This is a genomic window from Sphingobacterium olei, from assembly GCF_005048855.1.
GTDB classification, from domain to species: Bacteria; Bacteroidota; Bacteroidia; order Sphingobacteriales; family Sphingobacteriaceae; genus Sphingobacterium; species Sphingobacterium olei.
On record NZ_SUME01000007.1, the window covers coordinates 49,417 to 66,676 of the forward strand.

Here is a 17,260-nt window from a genome sequence, read left to right on the forward strand (position 1 = left end):
AAAAATATTAATAATTATATATTGGCATATAGTGTAACATCTGATCTAGTATTCCTCTTTCGTTAAACACCAACACATACCGTCTACGAATAAGAAAAAATATATAGACGGTAAACAAGACAAACGGAACAAAAGTTAACACAGTTTTAAAAAATGTCCAAGACTGAAAATATCCCGAACCATATAAAACGGATTCTTTATAAATACCGGGTATCCCAGAAACGACAAAAATGATAGAAAAAACAAAGAATAGGATTAACGAAAACCTATTTCTACGGGCATAAGCAATCTCATTCATATTTCAGCGTTTTTTTAACAAGCGAAGCAAATTCATTTTCAGGTATTTCTTCCATATTACTGTCTATTTTATGAATCAGAAATAAATACATAAAATCATGTTGCTGTTTTAATACAATTAACATGTTAGTAGATAATTTATCAACAGCTGGTTTCTCAAAAATACTGAAAGGTTTTACTTCAGCGGACATGTCAGAATATTTATTTCCGTTAAGTTTTATTTTGAATCCGTAACTATTTTCTATAAAATATGCACAAATGCTGTCATTTATTATTAAATCTTTGGAAAGACTTGATTTAGGAAGATGAATTCCTATTGACTCGACTTTTAGTGATGAATAATTTGGTCTATATTTAAATTTTATCAATTGGTTATCTATACCGGAATAGACAATCCCTCCGTCTATACCTAGATCTGTCAAATCATTATAACGATCGACAGCCTTATATAAGGGTTTTGACGGTGACATATTTAGCTTGATCGCAGTTATAGTGACCTTACTCTGATATTCAAATGATGAAATGATAGACTCATTATTTATAAATATTGTTTCGGAATATCTTATATCACTGGAATCAAGATCTAATACAGTGATGAATTCTTTTGGTATTTCTGATTTTAAGTAAGATACTTTTTCGTCCAAATATTTTTCAATCCACCCCGCCCCTTTGAAGAGTACTACAAAAACCACAATTACCGATAATATTAGAACTAATATTTTAACAAGTTTCATAACATGCTTTTAAACACTCCCATTTTGTAGTTTAAAACATTTTACATACTCAAATCAATAACCTTCCCTGTGCTCGCACTTTCGCGCGCGGCATCAAGAATCTCGATAACAATCAGGTTGTTTTCCAGGGAAGAGAGATCTTCAGCTGATACTTCTATTGTTTTATGAATGGCAGCTGAAAAATAATTAAAGGGATTGTCAAACGGGATCGACTCTAAAGAAAGACGCGTATGTGTAGCACTTTTTTCATTTTTCAGGCGGTAGGATATATTATTCCCATCCAGTGCTTTTATATATCCATGTACGCCATAGGCTTCCATATCTTTGCGCGAAAATGGCCAGTTCCATGAACCCTGAATGATGGCCTGTGCCTTTGGATATTTGACCACGATAGTGGCTTCGTCGTCAACATGTGGATAAATGTGAGGCTTAATTTGATTTAATGTGGCCGAAACGGAGAGTGGTCGTTCGTTTTTCATAAGCCATGTCATGAGATTGGCACCGTAACAGCCGAAGTCGATAACAGCTACTCCTCCATTCTGCACCGGATCAGTCAGCCAATCGAGAAACTCCTGGTTACAGCCTATCTCCTTCGGCCCTTCATGTCCGTCGCAGATGACAACTTTGCGCAGCGCGCCAATGGCATTATCATTTTCAACCATGTTATACAACTCCGGACGACTGGAAGGTCAGCGACTCGCATGAGAAAGTTGATAAAGTAGTGGTTTCACGATCTGGCCCTGTATTTTTACTAGAGGTATTAGAAGGAATAAAAGCCTCGCCGAAAGTCGAAGTTCTTGAAGATCTCGACAAACTCTACAAACACCTCAGCACAAAGGACCCTACCGAAAAAGCCGTCATCAAAAAGGTGCGGGAGGAGTTTAATTAATCTTTTTGTGTATCCTAATGTCCAATAGATAATTGAAACCGTCATGATTTATTCAAACCACTCAGAGGGGTGAAAAATCTGATAGCTTCATCATCTTTAAAGAACAATTTATTAAGATGAAAATTATTATGTATCTTTGATTATATCCTGTTATGGGTATTTAAACATATTAGATATGAAAATTGTATTAGATGTTAAGGAAAATAAGGTTGATTTTCTTTTGGCTCTACTGAATGACCTCCCCTATGTGAAAGCCATCTCTGTAAATGAACAGGGAGAGGGTCGTTTCTTGGATGAAATCCGAGAAGCTGTCCAAGATGTCAATCTCATTAAACAGGGCAAGTTGAAAGGTCGCCCTGTAGAAGAACTTTTGAATGAGCTATAGTGTAATCACAATTCGTGCCTTCGACAGACAGGCAAAAAGGTTATTGAAAAAATTTCCTTCATTAAAGTCGGAGTTACTCGAACTGGTTACCGTACTTAAGGAGAAGCCGGCTTACGGAACAGATCTTGGAAACAATTGCTTTAAAGTTAGGCTTGCCATGGCTAGTAAAGGAAAAGGAAAAAGTGGCGGTGCTAGAGTTATTACCCATTTTTATGTATCAGAAGACACGGTAATCTTACTGTCCATATACGACAAATCTGAAAAAGCGAGTATCTCTGAAAAGCAGATTCTTTTACTTTTACAGCAAATTAATCTTTAATAAACAAACCTCCTTTACCTTCATTCAATATTACTCCATTGATCGAAGTTATCCAAAGACCATCCATAAGAAAAGCAGATAAGCCAGACGTCATTATGTCCCGGATGGACTATGTCATTATCTGTCAGGTTATCAAGCGGCTAAATGAAATCGGCATGACTGATGATGAGCTTTCCTTTCTACTGGGAAAAGCCAACAACTATGTCTTTGGATTCATTATCAAACCCAGCGACAAGAACCGCTTTAACGAGGATCAGATCGACCTACTACCCTATATTTTAAAGTGTCCATTTTCTAAAATCATTCCTAATGGCACCGCACCGGGCAATATACAGCTCTATCATACCGGTGGGATACCTGACGAAGGGTACAAAGGATTCTCCCTTATTGTCTACTCCCCCAGCGGCGAAGGCACACGCATTATCTGGAAAAAGAAAAATGCGCCGAAAGGCAGCACCCGAAAAACCAACAGATATTTGCTCGATCTGCTGAAACTATGGATAATTGAAGGATATTTCGACCAAAAACGTGATGCTCTAGAGATTTACAAAAAACTAAACGCGGAACGTGACGCGGTGTTCCAAATCAGCGAACTCGAGAAGTGTATCAAGATATTGTGCAGCATCCGCCATGAACTGCTTGAAAAGGAATCCATTGACGGGGTACTGAAATATTGGAAGAAAGTGTAAATAAAAGTTTAGAAAAAACAATCCAGTTACAGGAAGAACTTATCAAGGAAAAAGACCAGATAATGGCACTTCAATCCAAATATATTGCCGAATTGGAAGAAAAACTCAATCAACAGAAGTAGCATGAGATCCTCTAAAGGAGAACTAATGCCTTCATTACAACACAAAATAAACAGCTGCTCGGGATACAGCATATATACTTGTTCCAATAGCAGAAGCCCTTGGAGTGACTCCAAATGAACTATTAGATTTCTAAAATCAACTGATAAAGTAAGAACAGGGATTCCATTTCGGGAATCCCTGTTCTCAATAATATACTTACTGAAAAGCCTATTTCAGCTTTTCAATTTCTTCGATAGAAAGCCCCGTACCTTCAGCTATATCTGCTATAGCTATTCCCATTTTTTTAAGCTTCAGTGCTGTTTCAATAGCCTTCTTGCGTTCGCCTTCGGCACGACCTTGTTGCCGACCTTCTTCTTTCGCTCTCTCCCTTTCAAAAACAGCCGTTTCGCGGATTGATTCCGCATCCCATTTGCGTTTTAAACTTACATCGTACATACTGCGTTCCTCCTTGCTTAACTTACTATATTCTGCAATACTAAACAACCTTTCAAATATTGGCTTACGAAGGTAAGCCGGTAGTTTGTCCATTTTGGACATATCTTTCAGTACATGCAGCCAACGATCCAGATCACTGATCAGATCTTTTTCACTTTTGGTAAAGTTAATCAATTTATCATATGATTTTGTTTTAATGGAATGATAGAGCCCTTCGGGGTTCGATGTATATAAATCCCAAGTCTTCATAAAAAACTTCACCTGACCCTCTCTTACTCAAACAAATATCGTGCAAAAAATCTTCGCTTCCATCCCTACCTGGCATAGGGAAACCATCCATCAGCACAATGACATAAACTTCGCTGATAGCATAATTCCACCCTTTACGGCCTCCCTTTGGAGCTTGATCGGCAATAAGTTTGCTACCATAGTACAGCATCCGTCTCTTTAGGTTACGTTGCGGAGTTCGCTGGACTTCAATGATAAACTGACTACCGTCAATCGATGTGCAGGTCAAATCGAAGATTACAGCACCAATATCATCTGTTTCTCCGACGTGTTCATTTTTGTTATAATACAGATCCTGGATCACTTTGCGCCCACAGAAAAGTTCATTCAAAAAAGAAATGAGCAGGTCTTTATTGGCTTCGGAACCAAAAATCCGCTTGAAACCATAATCTGTCGTGATGTCGATGTATCTTGTTGGTTGTGCCATAATTATTGTTTAGCTAATGGTTATTATCAAAAGCAAAAATATCAAAATAATCTCAAAACTAAAAATATTAGCATTTATTTTTCCTTGATCTAAAGTCACAGCCACGTATATCCAAACCAAATTCTCCACCAGACTCTTTAATGTAATAAGACACACGCTATCCATCAAGCTTTTAGGCTAGGATATGAGTTATCGACATCACTCCACCGGACGACTGGCAGGTCAGCGATTCGCATGACAAAGTAGACAAGGTAGTGGTTTCGCTATCTGATCCTGCATTTGTGTTAGAGGTACTAGAAGGAATAAAAGCATCGCCAAAAGCCGAAGTTCTTGAGGACCTCGACAAACTATACAAGCACCTCAGCACAAAAGACGCTAACGAAAAAGCCGTAATCAAAAAGGTGTGGGAGGGATTTAGAAAAAATTAAACACGTCTAAAATTTGTTAAAAAGTAACTTTTAAATTACCTTTATCTTATGACAATAAGAGAAGTTATAGCTTTTAAAAACTATTTTGAGGACTTTCTGTCGGATCAGCCAAAGAAAGTCCAGGACAAGATTTTTAAAATAATTGAAGCTATTGAAACTCTTGAACGTGTCCCGTCAAATTATTTAAAACATCTGACAGGAACTGAAGGATTATATGAAGCGAGGATTCAGCTGGGCTCAAACATCTGGAGGGTATTTTGCTTTTTCGATGGAGAAAAGCTTGTTGTGTTAATGAACGGATTTCAAAAGAAAACCCAGAAAACACCTAAAAATCAGATCGAAAAAGCGTTAAAATAATGGCTGAATATTACGAACAAAAACATAAAGAAAATGGAAACTAAAAGTTGGAAAAATATAAAGAACGACGTCTACGGAAAAGTAGGGACTGAAAGACGAGATGAACTTGAAAGAGACTTCGAATCTTTTAAAATTGGGCTACTTCTTAAAAAAGCTCGTGAAGAGAGGCACTTAACACAGTCAGAACTTGCCAATCTAGTAGATAAAAAACGTGAGTATATCTCAAAAATTGAGAATAACGGAAATAATATAACTTTAAAAACACTATTTGACATCGTTGAAAAAGGATTGGGCGGAAAAGTAAAAATTTCAATCGACTTTTAACCCTTAAAGCCCATCTTTAATAGTGTGATCGAAGTTATCCAAAGACCATCCGTAAGAAAAGCAGATAAGCCAGACGTAATTATGTCCCGGATGGATTATGTCATTATCTGCCAGGTTATCGAGCGGCTAAATGAAATCGGCATGAGTGATGATGAGCTTTCCTTTCTACTAGGAAAAGCCAATAATTATGTCTTCGGCTTCATTATCAAACCCAGCGACAAGAACCGGTTTAACGAGGATCAGATCGACCTACTACCCTATATCTTAGGATGTCCATTTTCTAAAATAATTCCTAATAGCACCGAACCGGGCAATATACAGCTCTATCATACCGGTGGGATACCTGACGAAGGGTACAAAGGATTCTCCCATATTGTCTACTCCCCTAGCGGCGAAGGCACACGCATCATCTGGAAGAAGAAAAATGCGCCGAAAGGCAGCACCCGAAAAACCAATAAGGCGCTCCTCGATCTATTGAAACGATGGATCATTGAAGGATATTTCGACCAAAAACGCGATGCTCTAGAGATTTACAAAAAACTAAACGCGGAACGTGACGCGATGTTCCAGATCAGCGAACTCGAAAATGCATCAAGATATTGTGCAGCATCCGCCATGAAATGCTTGAAAAGGAATCCATTGACGGGGTGCTGAAATATTGGAGAAAGGTGTAAATAAAGGCTTAAATACGTTACTATCCTCCAATATCAAATGACCAGACAAAAATAAAAGGAGAGCAAGACAAAAAGTATTGACCCCACGGTCAACCAGCCATATTTTCGCTTTTCTTGCTTTGACCATTTCTCGTATTTATCAAAGTATTTTATGTATTTATCTTGCCTGAAAACAAACGCATAACATATCAGACCAGCTCCAAGTGCACAACCTACGATAAGCACGGTTGATATTGCCACCTTCAACATCATCAGAACAGAAAAAAAGAAAAGACCCAAACCGCCCCAAAGAAAACCACCAGCAGCTACAGTACTAAGGCCAAACCGCTTGTCTCCCCACAAGTTGTTGTTATCTCTATTGATACTCTGACGAGTTACTCCCATTTTTTCATATCTCCTTTTAATAAAAGGAATCTTCATCAAAAGCCATGCAGGATTGATTTTATTAAATAAAAAATGCAATCTGTATTCAGCCTTATAAAGGCAGTAATGAATAATATTCAAGTAGTTTTCAATTTTGTCCTTCATATTACCGTCCATTATAACGATTCATCTCCTTTACAGAACACATTGGCGTTAGGTTACGAAAACCTAGGCAAATGGAAGAAAAATGCTGTTGGATAAACAATTTTAGCAGCATAAAAAAGTCCCTTCATTTTTAGTTGCAGTTCCAGCTTCGATATGGTCAGTTATGGTCCGCCTAAAAAATAGATCGTGATTGTATTAATAATAAATACAGTTTGGTATAACAACGAACAGGACATCAAACGTCAGTGTTTTACTTGCTTTAAAAGTGAAAATTATTATTTAAATGTATGTTCCGTCATTAACGCTTCTGAAAAACAGCTAATGATTTAATTCTAATTCAATCTCTCTATAAAAATCCATTATATCTATTTCAAACTTCCAAGATAACTTTTCACTATAAAATGATATTTCATACGCATTATTATTTTTACCTAAATAAATTTCATCAATATCAACTCCCCTCAAACCAAATCGTAAACAATGACTTTGCCGAAATTCGAACATCTCATCAACCATCTGATCATCAAGATCATCTTCTATGTCGTAAAAACGATAAACACTTTCTGCAACTGAAATGTGGCTTTCAATTTTAAAAAAAGCACAACTAGCCAACAAAATATTATTCTTGTTTATAAGTAACCAATCAAGTAATACTCGAAGATCCCATTCTATTTTAAAAATCTGCTTAACCAACGAATTATCACATGTAACATTTAAGATTATCTCTCCCCATAAAACAGCTGGGTCATAAGCGTCACCCACATAGGGGTATTTTTTTCTATTATATAGAAGTTTTAGCTTATTCATTATTTTCCCTTTATCTAATTTGTTATACTCAGCGTTCGTAATCGTTCCATCGTCTCTGAATTCCTTTAAGACTTAGGGAGGTAGTTCTGTACCTTTGATCCATAGAAACATTATTTAAATAAATTCTTAATGATTTACTTTCAATTGTCCTTAATCTCCAGCATTATACAGCAAAAGCATTGTATTCCATAAAGCATTCATTGTCTCTAAGTTCATTACCCAAACATAATCATGTTCATTAATTTTAATGAACTCATATTTTTCGGATTTGCCAAAAGTAAAAGCAACTTGATTTAGAATTGTTAAAAAATCACCAATAACAATTTCACCTTTAGTCATAGAAGGTGTCAAATAATAGATTTTTTCGGTGCCTATAATAGTATAAATACCATCATCTTGTTGGATTCCAACTAACGCTTTTACATTATTCTTATTTAAATACTGAATTATATCACTGCCTTCATCCCTATAATATTTGCCAGATAGCTTGGCCAACAAATTACGTTTAATTCTAGCCTTAATATTAACACTTTTCATATCATAGTTCTTTACTTAACATGAAAATATTGTTTGGATTCGCCGTTTGGATCACCTTAAACCCCATAAATTCTACCCCTTCTTCACAGCATTCAATAATCTCGGTATAATTACAGGGTTAACGATCGGGCCCGTATTAATTGTCACAGATGTAGCTCTATTAGTTTTCAATGCATTGAAAACTGATGTTATATCACTCAATTTGACTGAAGTCATATATGTTATAGGAATTTCAGCAACACTATTTTGAATTACTACCTCTTTTGGAAAGAAACCAAGTCTATGAGCAGCAGCCGTAGCTATTTTGTCAAATATTTCGTCTATTTGGCTTCTCGTTGCAGCATTTCCAAGCCTACCTCCTGTCTTAGAAGTATTCTTAATAAAACACTAAACTATCATCAATCGCTTCTTCCTTTTCATTTTCAATATACAAGTATTTTCCAATTTCTTTCTGTCCGTCAAATAACATTAAACTTATTTCAAACAAATATTGCCCGAAATCCCGTTGCGAAAACACTATTTTTATATCTTTTTCAATTATTACAATCTCATATAGAGATATGCTTACTTCGTCTTTTAAAAACTTGTTACCTTCATCATTGATACATTCCTCAAATTTCTGCTTCGCCCTACTATAAAGCAACAATAGCAATTGCTGCATACCTTCAATTTTCATTTTCAACTTTTTTAGTGTCCCATTATCTTATCGAAGAATATATGTCCATTTTCCTGTGGATTGCCATTGATAGGATCCCCATGAAAGGCTCGCTGCTGAATATTTCTGCTATCCGACGTGAAATAACACTAACAAGTGGTTTAGGCATTAAATCGACTATCTTAACAGTTTTCAAAAAGATGCCTACTATATATTCCACCCCAGAACAACCAAGAGAAAGTCACTAGAAAGAACAACAGTGTAACATACACAGAGAGCTTTTTGCTCCCGAATAATAGCGGCCTTTTTTTAACGATATCTTCTCCTCTCCCCCTCAAATAATACCAGCTATTAAAAATAGCCATTATTACAGCGACACTAAACATAGGCCATACCCCAACCAAATGGCAAAAATATTTAATAGAAATTGTATCAATAATAGCGAGAATGATAAAACTTTCTGACGCTGCCAAAACCAAAGCAACTTTTAAATGTAGATCTGTTACCTTAGTAAACCTTTTGTAATAAAGAAAATAATGATAATAAATAACGTCTATCACAGCTAAAATTTAATATTTATCTAAACAGATTGATCCCTTTATTGATTACTGGTATAGCATTCTTATCTCTCCAATGCTGCCATCCTGGAGTCTCTGAAATTAATCTTCCAGCTTCCCAACCAATCCCCCATAGAAATCCATGCGTACCCAATACGGAATAAGCATTCGATGCCTGCTCTATAGCCGCGCCTGTACCATTGATTCTTCCAGTAGCAAGGTCATTCCGGATTCGGATGGCATTAAAAACCCCTAAACCGTAACCCCCAATTGTAGCGCTACCGCCTATAACTTTTGCAGTAATCGGGTTCGTCGTGAATGATCCCACTGGCGTTTTAATGCCCACAGTAGTAGGTTTTGGCTTCCAGCCCTCATACGGAGCACTCTTCAACTGCCACTTCATACGCTTTTCAACAGCCTCTCCGAAACGGACTAGCCCTCCATCAGCTATCATTCCTACTGCATTTAAATGCCGGTCGTATTCTCCATTCATTGCTTGAACCCTAATATTGTTTACCCTTCTCGCAAATCCATCAGCCTCCGCTAATCGGCTCCATACATCTCCCAACCAGCCCCCGCCTTCGAAAAAGCTCATACTTCCACTGACAACAACCTCATCTAATTCCCATGAAAACCCATTATCAGCTTTTATATAATTAAACATATCATTTACAGATGCTCCACTATTATTGTTTAAATAACCAAAATAGTTCGAGATCTCATTTGGATTATCGATTGTAATATTTCCGTTTGCATCCACACGGTACATACCGTTGGGGTCATGAAAAAGAACTGGATCATTCCCCACATAGGTATAAGGAGAGTATGAAGAATAAGCTTCCGCCAGCGGATCCACCACATTCCATCTAGCTATTTCAGCATCATATAGCCTAGCACCGTAGTTGTACTGCCCCTCCAGCGTGTAAGAACTTCCAAAGGTGTGACTGCCGCCCGCGAGCTCGTCCAGCCTCTCCTTTCCATTGTAAAGATAATTATTAATTCCCGATGTAAGAATACCTTTCCGCTTTCCAAACGGATAATAGTCATCGTTCTGGATTACTGTGGCTGTTGTAGCACCATTTGGCTGTAGGGTCGCACGTACATTGCCCAGATGATCCGTCAGGTTGTAACGGTAGGAATAAATGTTATTGGCTGGATTGCGCTGCAGGTACCCTTCTTCCGTATGCACCATCTCGAGGCTGCTCGCTGCGCTCCCGAGCTTACTGTACTCGATGCCCGCTACATAGTCCCGCTGTGTCGTACTGCCACCAATAGTAGCTATCCTCCGCAGTTTCGATCCCGCCGCATCGTACAGGTAAGATACACTTGCCCCTGTCTTCGTTGCCGTCTTCGGCAGGTTAAGGTGGTTGTAGGTAAACGCCATACCTGTACGGTCTGTCTTGGCATTGCCGTTCGCATCATAGGTATAGCTTCCCGTAATACCTCCGGATAAACCTGTAAGCCGATTACCCGTGTAGGCATAACTGGTTGTCGTCGCATTATCACGCTTGAGGGTAAGGATATTGCCCATATTATCATAACTCAGTACTTCGCTCATGGCCGTACCTGTGCTGGTACCACTGGTCAGTCTATCAAGAGTATCGTAGCCGTACCTGAACACATTGGGTGTAGCTGTCGTGCCATGGCCCCAGTGCTGCTCGGAGATATTACCGTTATACTGAGGAGTAGCGGTCGCCGTGGGATCGTTGTACTTTAGTACTTCCGTGAATTGCGGCGACACTATCCCGCTCGTCCAGCCCCGTTCATTGTAGCTATAATCTACCTGGGTGATGAAGTTTGTTCCGTTATCATTGCTATGTAGTTTCTTTTGTTTTAGCTGGCCGATTTCGTTATAGACCAGGCGGCTCTGGATAACCTCGGACTGACCGTTGATCGTTTTCCTGGTATCCACAAGCCGTCCGACATGGTCATAGGTGTAGCTGGTGAGTACACTGGTTACCGCCCCACTGGGTGAAGCTTTATGATCATGCCTGCTTGTCAGTACTTCCCCAATGAAACTGTAGGTATTGGTCACATAATCCGTACCGCCAAGATGGTTCTGCGAAGCCATCTGTATCATCCTGCCCCTGTCATCGTAATAGCTTATCGTAAGTAGCGGTGCTGTACCATCATCCTTATAAACCACATTTCCCGTCGGAAGCGTCTGGGTCAGCACACTGCGCGTTATGCCCTGTACCGGTAGGTTTGATGCTCCTGTAAAGTTATAGTCATCGTAATAACTGACCGATAGCGGTTTGATCGTGATACCTGTCCCCGCGATCGGGAATGTGGTATTGGCATAGCTGGCCGCCCCCTTACGGTCTTCCCACAGCGGACCTGTAAAATTAGTCACCAACGGACGGATCTGGGCCGGAGTGGTCTGTACGGTATTGATATAAAGACCGGTTGATACGGCGCGTCCCAAGTTGTCATAACGCACATAGCTCCATTCCTTTCGTGTGCGCTGCTCAGCATCCTGGATTAGCACCAGCTGATCGGCCTTATTATACACTAGATATTCCCAGCCCTTGCCGGGAACCTTCTTCTCTGTTAAACGGCGCCTCCCGTCATAGCGGTAGGCATAGATATAGCGATCAAAAGCTGCGTCGCTTTCCAAAAAAGATGACGCTGTAACAGCCGGCGGAATAACATAACGCAGCTGTCCAAAAACGTCATAAACATAATAGGTGTCCAACTTCTCGCTCTCACCTTTCCACATACGCTTCAGTACGACCTGACCGCTCCCATCTTTATATTCGTCAACCGTACCACTCTTTCCTGAGGTCCAGTTTTCGTCCTTGACTACCGTCTTATACAGTTTACCTGCTGCATAATCTGTCGTACAGGTTGCACCATTGGTTTCTATCTTCCACAGCTTCACCGCATCGGGCTGGGCAGTTACGTTCGTACCGTAGTCCGTAACTACTGTACGGCCCGCCGTGCCGCGTGATGCCGAGGGCTGCCAGGCGATGCCGGGGGCACCCTGCTCTAGCACACGGTCCAACGGACTGTTCTCAAATACCGTGACCGCATAGGGGTTTGGTGTGCGCGCCACGCCGGCGATATCACTACCGCTGGTCTTGGTATAGAACGCGGCAACAGGTGTGTTGCCGCCAATCCTATATAGGCCGCTGGCCTGATCCGCGTAAGGTAGATATCTCCTGCTTTCCCTGCCGAACGCATCATACTCCATATGCTGAACGTTGTCTCGTTTTAAGGGGCTCGCCTGTCTATCCACTGTCTGGATGGGACGGCCCAGGCCGTCGAAATAGGTCACGCTCCGGTTCACCTCATCCACGGTACGATCGCTCAGCTCCGACAATGTCTTGATCCCGGCAACCCGGGGGGTCGACATCTGTATGTGGTTCTTATTGCTGCTCTGCCCACGAAGACCGTTGGCAGCACCAAGCCCCAGTAAAAGCAGTATCCATATAAGCTGTTTCATCATGATAAGTTTAGGTGGTTATGGTGAATCGCTTCATTTTGTTTCCCCTTGCAGAACAATCCTTTCCTTTGTCTTGCGTACCTGATTCCGCAAGTACTGGTCCCCTGCCGCCCTACGTTCAGTGGCAAGCTCAGCTTCCCTGGCCTTCAGTTCAGCATACTGATCGAGGGTAAGCACAGCCCTGATAGCAGCCTGCCTATCGTTCTCAAGCCTATTTATGAGTTCCAGTCTGGCGGCGGGTGTCAGTTTCCTTTTTCCGACCACTGCACGGATACTGTCTAGGTTATGATCCAGTGCAGCGGCGATATCTGCTGCCTTGTTGATTTCCACAGAATAAGTGACTGATAGCTGACGCAGCCGCGGTCCATCTAAAGTAGATATTTGCTGTGCCTTAACTATATAAAAGGTAAATAGAACAAGTGCCGTTATCATGAGTCTTTTCATATTTTTCATTTCTTCAATTTATGACTTTATCACTGGGCGACCTCGTATCCCTCTCCCGGAAGGACAATAAATTCGGTGAGATACACCTCATATATCGATCCCAGCACGGGATCGGTACCTACTTCGATATATATACCCTGCTCCAGCTGTGTACCAACCCACTCACTGCTCCCCACTGCAAAATTTATCTGTGAGGATGACTCTCCAAGAAAACTACTTTCCCCGTTGTAGAACATCGTTGTCCTAAGCGCCGTAGTTATCGTAAGCGGTGCCGTAAGGAAGTGGGGCTGGGTACAGGCTGCATCCGAGTACAGTCCGAAAATAACATCGGCCAGCTCTACTACGTAGCCGGCACCGGTTAAAGTCTGCGGATTCAGCAGATCCATCTTAACATAGATCACCGTCCCTCCGCCCCCGGGCAACGGCATACCGTCACAGGGTTGCGGCTGGTCTTTATAGTTGTAGCAGTACTGCTTGACGATATCGCCGTTATGGTCCCGCACCGTGCTGAGACGTCCCAATGCATCGTAGCTGTAGTAACTGGTCAGCCCGCGGGCATCACAAGCGGTAGTCTGACCCACATGCGGATCGTAGGTATACGTAGTCACTAGTACGCCCGCAGGCAGGCTGCTCCGTATAGCCTGGTTGACCGCCTCCAGAGCCGCACGGTCGGAACCGTCAACAGTCCTGTAGCCCTCCAACTGGGACAGCTGCACCTGTAGGGCACTGTTGCCCTGCACCTGCGCATAGGTATAATTGCTGAAATGTGCGACGGGATGCCGTCCGTTATAGCCCCGGATAATTGTTTCGGGGACACCGCTCCTGCCAACCGCCGTCAGCGGATTGGCATATCCGTCATATGACGGGTAGCTCGACTCCAGCGTAAACGCAGCACTACGGTGGATGTTACCTGTTGTACCTACATTCGGAGTGGCCACTGCCGTGCCGACTTCCGTCTCCAGGCGAAAGGTTGAATCAGGTACTACTATACCTCCGGAAAGCTGTCGAAACGCCGTATAGCTCCCGTCTATGTAGTCGGTACCACGACGCACCGTGGTCTGTACAGGTACATTGACCATATTCACCTCCTTCATCCGAGCCAGTGCCTGTGCTCCGACCGACAGTCCACTGGATGCATGGAACACAATCTCGTCAGCATAGGTATGCCGTGTAACGGTCTCCTGCCCATCACTGTCCACACGCCCCATGCCCCTGGCTATATTATTGAACGTATAGTGATAACTGATGCTGTCTTTATAAGTACCGGTAGGATGATAATCCGTCACCGTGGTCCCTACCAGCTGCCGCACAGAGAACAGCCTTTGCGAATGACTTATCAGATAGCGCTTCACCTCAAAATCCGGATAAGGGCTAACCTGGTAGTCATTGTCATCATAACCTACAACCGCAAGCCCGTATTTTATGGCAGAAATTCCTTCGGAATACCGATGCTCAGTCTTCCGTACAATCTCTCCCGTACCGCTCAGTACCACTTCTTTGAGCAGCCTGTCCGATCCCAACCGCGCCTGCATGAAACGCCCCAGTGGATAGGCAAGATAGGTCATGTAATGGTCACTCATATCTATCTCCGGATCTACAAGGTACTGCTGCTTGCCATATATGGTATTGGGGATCGGGGTCAGTGAATTTCGACTTAAGAAATATGAACCGTCCCGCAGATAATTGCGGTACACATAGTTTACCGGTGGAATGGCATACATACTCTCAAAGTAGTAGATCCGCTTGCCCTGGCTGCCATGACCATATTCGTCAACACGCTCCTCCTCAACCTCCCGATAGAAAACCGGAGATCCCATAAAGCTGTTCTGCGGTCTCTTTGTGCTGTGGGGAACCGCACGCAGGCGTGGCCTGCTATGGTCATAGGCAGACTCGTACTGCGCCGTCGTATATATGGTAGGGTTAATTAGAACCCCACTGGAGACAGGAGACTGATGGTACAGCAGCTGTTCATAATCCGGCCCATGGAGATGGTACCTGTACGCGTAGTACGTGAACCCCAGTCCATCCTGTACCGTACGGCTCTTGAGACGCTTCCCCGTCAGGCGGTCACGCTGATCTACATAAGCGGAAGAACCCACCGTATCCTGCGAATTGTTTATATTACCATAGCTGTGGCGTTCGTAGACCATTTCCTCACGGCCACCGGCAGGATACTGTATGGAAGTTAGGCACAGATAGTCCCGGACGGAACTGGAAAACAAATCGAAAGAGGCTGACCATCCTCTGATACTGGGAATATAATAGCCTTCGGGATATGAATCCACGTAGTTATAAACGACCCAGGGGCTGTGCTCACCGTGCACACCTCTATCGCTCATCGCCACCAGTGTCGGATTATGCGCCCAAGCACCGGTACGGATGGTATTGAACGGATCGCTTATATAGGAACGCTTGGATAGGAAAAAACTGTAGTCGTATCCAAAACGGTATGGCGGTAAAGAGGAGCCCCCAGGCCCGAATTCCCTAACACCAGAGAGTCTGAGCCTATAATTAGCATACGATTCTCCCCCTCCGTAACTATCCGTCACTTCGTTGGTAAAATAACCATCCTGATACAGCATTTCGAACCCCCTCACAAGAGAATCCCTGCTGTCGTATTGGGAAATATGTGTTATACTTTTGGTGGCATCTATTCCACTAATGGGCGTGCTCGGCATATCTGCCCTATCACCCGCAGTAAACAAGATATATCCGTCTTCGTAGTCTATTCGGGTCAGACGTTTGGAATACTGCACCATATAGGTTGAGAGAACGGTCTGTGAAAGATCATAACATGATTCAGATTCATAACTGAAATATACATTCGAACCATTTTGTCCGCTGATACGTGTAAGAAACCAGGCTATCGTGTAATCCGATTTACGCTCCTCAGATTCAAAGTAGTACACTGTGGCATCTGCCCCGTAAATCTTATAACCTGACGACGTCTTTTCGAGCCTAAAGGATCTGTCCGGATACAGTGTCGTACTAGATGGACCATTTGGAGGATCATAAAAGCATATATCACCGCTGTAGCCCATGAACGAATAGGTATAATCATCCGGCTCTGGATCGGAACTGACCAACCCCATGGCATCAACAAACTTATTACTGGAAAATGTATTGCTCTCCTGCTCATACCATTTGTCGGCTATATAATTTTGGTCATAATGCCACGCTAAACTAGAAGAAGGATGCCTCTGCGTATCGTCCGTCCCCCGAATGCTACGTAGTAAAGCCCCTCCCGCCATAAGGGACCATCCAAGGCCTATATGGGAAGCCTCCGTTTCGCCGATGACACCCGCACCGTTGAAGGACATTGTGATCGGAATGGATATCCCGCCCGATCTTACATCCAAAAGCGGTATTGTAACCGACGGCTGTCCGGTCTGAAGATTGCTGCTACCTTTAGCCAGTGTCGCCATAAATTGCTGGGCATTGACGCTCGGACGAACTTCTAGATTCAGGGACTGTGCCCGCCCTCCGAGGGGAGTAAAGAGCCAAGTCAGGATAAACACGGTCCAGAAGCCACTTCCAAAAGACATACCGGCCTTAAAAAGGCAAAAAAATAACTTTCCGACTGCAGGTAGAACTGCATAATCCGATGAGAAAAAAAACAGATCAGGTCGAGCTTCTTTATTTAATATCATCAGGACAGAATGGTTAATTGGGTTTTACTGCACAGCCACTCATCCTCGACCACGTCAGCTGTTCTATGTTGGCTATTCTCATATGCTCGACCGTTCAACTGTGGTCTCTCAAGATTTTTATACGCAACATATTCGGTCCCCTTATGGGTATGAGGCATTAGACATGGCCTACTCGATGGTCTGTTAAAAGTTTTATACATATAGGAAAAGGTTATAGGAACATTTGGCTTAAATAATGATTTGGTCTACTATTAAGTGTAAATCTAGA

At 42.2% G+C, this 17,260-nt stretch carries 19 protein-coding genes; 8 read left to right on the plus strand and 11 right to left on the minus strand.

Annotated elements, in window-relative coordinates; all coding sequences use genetic code 11:
• Positions 1-290 precede the first annotated feature (290 nt).
• Positions 291-1,031: a hypothetical protein gene (locus FAZ15_RS16255; protein ID WP_136902382.1), complete on the minus strand. Its 741-nt coding sequence runs from the start codon at positions 1,029-1,031 to the stop codon at positions 291-293.
• 41 nt (positions 1,032-1,072) lie between these two features.
• A complete protein-coding gene (locus FAZ15_RS16260) occupies positions 1,073-1,693 on the minus strand; it encodes a Gfo/Idh/MocA family protein (RefSeq protein ID WP_238387300.1) in 621 nt (206 codons plus the stop codon).
• Positions 1,694-1,752: 59 nt separating this feature from the next.
• Between FAZ15_RS16260 and FAZ15_RS22555 the strand changes: the two genes are divergently transcribed.
• The 4 genes from FAZ15_RS22555 to FAZ15_RS16275 all read left to right on the plus strand — a co-directional run bounded on the left by FAZ15_RS22555 (position 1,753) and on the right by FAZ15_RS16275 (position 3,313).
• Positions 1,753-1,920 carry a hypothetical protein gene (locus FAZ15_RS22555; protein ID WP_162304980.1) on the plus strand — a complete coding sequence of 56 codons (168 nt, stop codon included), beginning with the start codon at positions 1,753-1,755 and terminating at the stop codon, positions 1,918-1,920.
• Between the two features lie 175 nt (positions 1,921-2,095).
• The gene (locus tag FAZ15_RS16265) at positions 2,096-2,305 is read left to right on the plus strand and encodes a hypothetical protein (protein ID WP_136902384.1); all 210 of its coding nucleotides are present in this window, start codon (positions 2,096-2,098) and stop codon (positions 2,303-2,305) included.
• Positions 2,295-2,624, plus strand: coding sequence for a type II toxin-antitoxin system RelE/ParE family toxin (locus FAZ15_RS16270; protein ID WP_136902385.1), 330 nt, complete (start codon positions 2,295-2,297; stop codon positions 2,622-2,624). The genes FAZ15_RS16265 and FAZ15_RS16270 overlap by 11 nt, the downstream gene beginning before the upstream one ends.
• Before the next feature lie 38 nt (positions 2,625-2,662).
• The gene (locus FAZ15_RS16275; RefSeq protein ID WP_136902386.1) at positions 2,663-3,313 is read left to right on the plus strand and encodes a hypothetical protein; all 651 of its coding nucleotides are present in this window, start codon (positions 2,663-2,665) and stop codon (positions 3,311-3,313) included.
• Between the two features lie 330 nt (positions 3,314-3,643).
• Here the strand turns inward: FAZ15_RS16275 and FAZ15_RS22890 are convergent, their stop codons facing one another.
• Together FAZ15_RS22890 and FAZ15_RS22895 are read right to left on the minus strand one after the other, a co-directional pair.
• The gene (locus FAZ15_RS22890; protein WP_238387282.1) at positions 3,644-4,120 is read right to left on the minus strand and encodes a PD-(D/E)XK nuclease family transposase; all 477 of its coding nucleotides are present in this window, start codon (positions 4,118-4,120) and stop codon (positions 3,644-3,646) included.
• Positions 4,065-4,586 carry an Rpn family recombination-promoting nuclease/putative transposase gene (locus FAZ15_RS22895; RefSeq protein ID WP_238387283.1) on the minus strand — a complete coding sequence of 174 codons (522 nt, stop codon included), beginning with the start codon at positions 4,584-4,586 and terminating at the stop codon, positions 4,065-4,067. Before FAZ15_RS22895 ends, FAZ15_RS22890 begins: the two co-directional genes overlap by 56 nt.
• A 254-nt stretch (positions 4,587-4,840) precedes the next feature.
• Between FAZ15_RS22895 and FAZ15_RS22565 the strand changes: the two genes are divergently transcribed.
• The 4 genes from FAZ15_RS22565 to FAZ15_RS16295 are packed head-to-tail and all read left to right on the plus strand — an operon-like array spanning position 4,841 to position 6,349.
• A complete protein-coding gene (locus FAZ15_RS22565) occupies positions 4,841-5,014 on the plus strand; it encodes a hypothetical protein (protein ID WP_162304982.1) in 174 nt (57 codons plus the stop codon).
• 48 nt (positions 5,015-5,062) lie between these two features.
• Positions 5,063-5,371: a type II toxin-antitoxin system RelE/ParE family toxin gene (locus tag FAZ15_RS16285; protein ID WP_202912430.1), complete on the plus strand. Its 309-nt coding sequence runs from the start codon at positions 5,063-5,065 to the stop codon at positions 5,369-5,371.
• 33 nt (positions 5,372-5,404) lie between these two features.
• Positions 5,405-5,695 (plus strand): helix-turn-helix domain-containing protein, encoded by a 291-nt coding sequence (locus FAZ15_RS16290; RefSeq protein ID WP_136902387.1) that lies wholly within the window; start codon positions 5,405-5,407, stop codon positions 5,693-5,695.
• A 24-nt stretch (positions 5,696-5,719) separates the two neighbouring features.
• Entirely contained in the window at positions 5,720-6,349 is a 630-nt protein-coding gene (locus FAZ15_RS16295; protein ID WP_136902388.1) for a hypothetical protein, read from the plus strand.
• Between the two features lie 53 nt (positions 6,350-6,402).
• On the opposite strand, the gene FAZ15_RS16300 is transcribed toward FAZ15_RS16295, so the two are convergent.
• From FAZ15_RS16300 to FAZ15_RS16335, 7 genes are all read right to left on the minus strand, one after another.
• Entirely contained in the window at positions 6,403-6,897 is a 495-nt protein-coding gene (locus FAZ15_RS16300; RefSeq protein ID WP_136902389.1) for a hypothetical protein, read from the minus strand.
• Between the two features lie 318 nt (positions 6,898-7,215).
• Positions 7,216-7,704 (minus strand): hypothetical protein, encoded by a 489-nt coding sequence (locus FAZ15_RS16305; RefSeq protein ID WP_136902390.1) that lies wholly within the window; start codon positions 7,702-7,704, stop codon positions 7,216-7,218.
• Between the two features lie 150 nt (positions 7,705-7,854).
• Entirely contained in the window at positions 7,855-8,241 is a 387-nt protein-coding gene (locus tag FAZ15_RS16310; RefSeq protein ID WP_136902391.1) for a hypothetical protein, read from the minus strand.
• Between the two features lie 376 nt (positions 8,242-8,617).
• Positions 8,618-8,917: a hypothetical protein gene (locus tag FAZ15_RS16315; protein WP_136902392.1), complete on the minus strand. Its 300-nt coding sequence runs from the start codon at positions 8,915-8,917 to the stop codon at positions 8,618-8,620.
• 555 nt (positions 8,918-9,472) lie between these two features.
• Positions 9,473-12,901, minus strand: coding sequence for a DUF6443 domain-containing protein (locus FAZ15_RS16325; protein WP_136902393.1), 3,429 nt, complete (start codon positions 12,899-12,901; stop codon positions 9,473-9,475).
• A gap of 30 nt (positions 12,902-12,931) precedes the next feature.
• Positions 12,932-13,342 (minus strand): hypothetical protein, encoded by a 411-nt coding sequence (locus FAZ15_RS16330; RefSeq protein WP_136902394.1) that lies wholly within the window; start codon positions 13,340-13,342, stop codon positions 12,932-12,934.
• 29 nt (positions 13,343-13,371) lie between these two features.
• Positions 13,372-16,992 carry an RHS repeat domain-containing protein gene (locus FAZ15_RS16335; RefSeq protein WP_136902395.1) on the minus strand — a complete coding sequence of 1,207 codons (3,621 nt, stop codon included), beginning with the start codon at positions 16,990-16,992 and terminating at the stop codon, positions 13,372-13,374.
• Between the last annotated feature and the right edge of the window lie 268 nt (positions 16,993-17,260).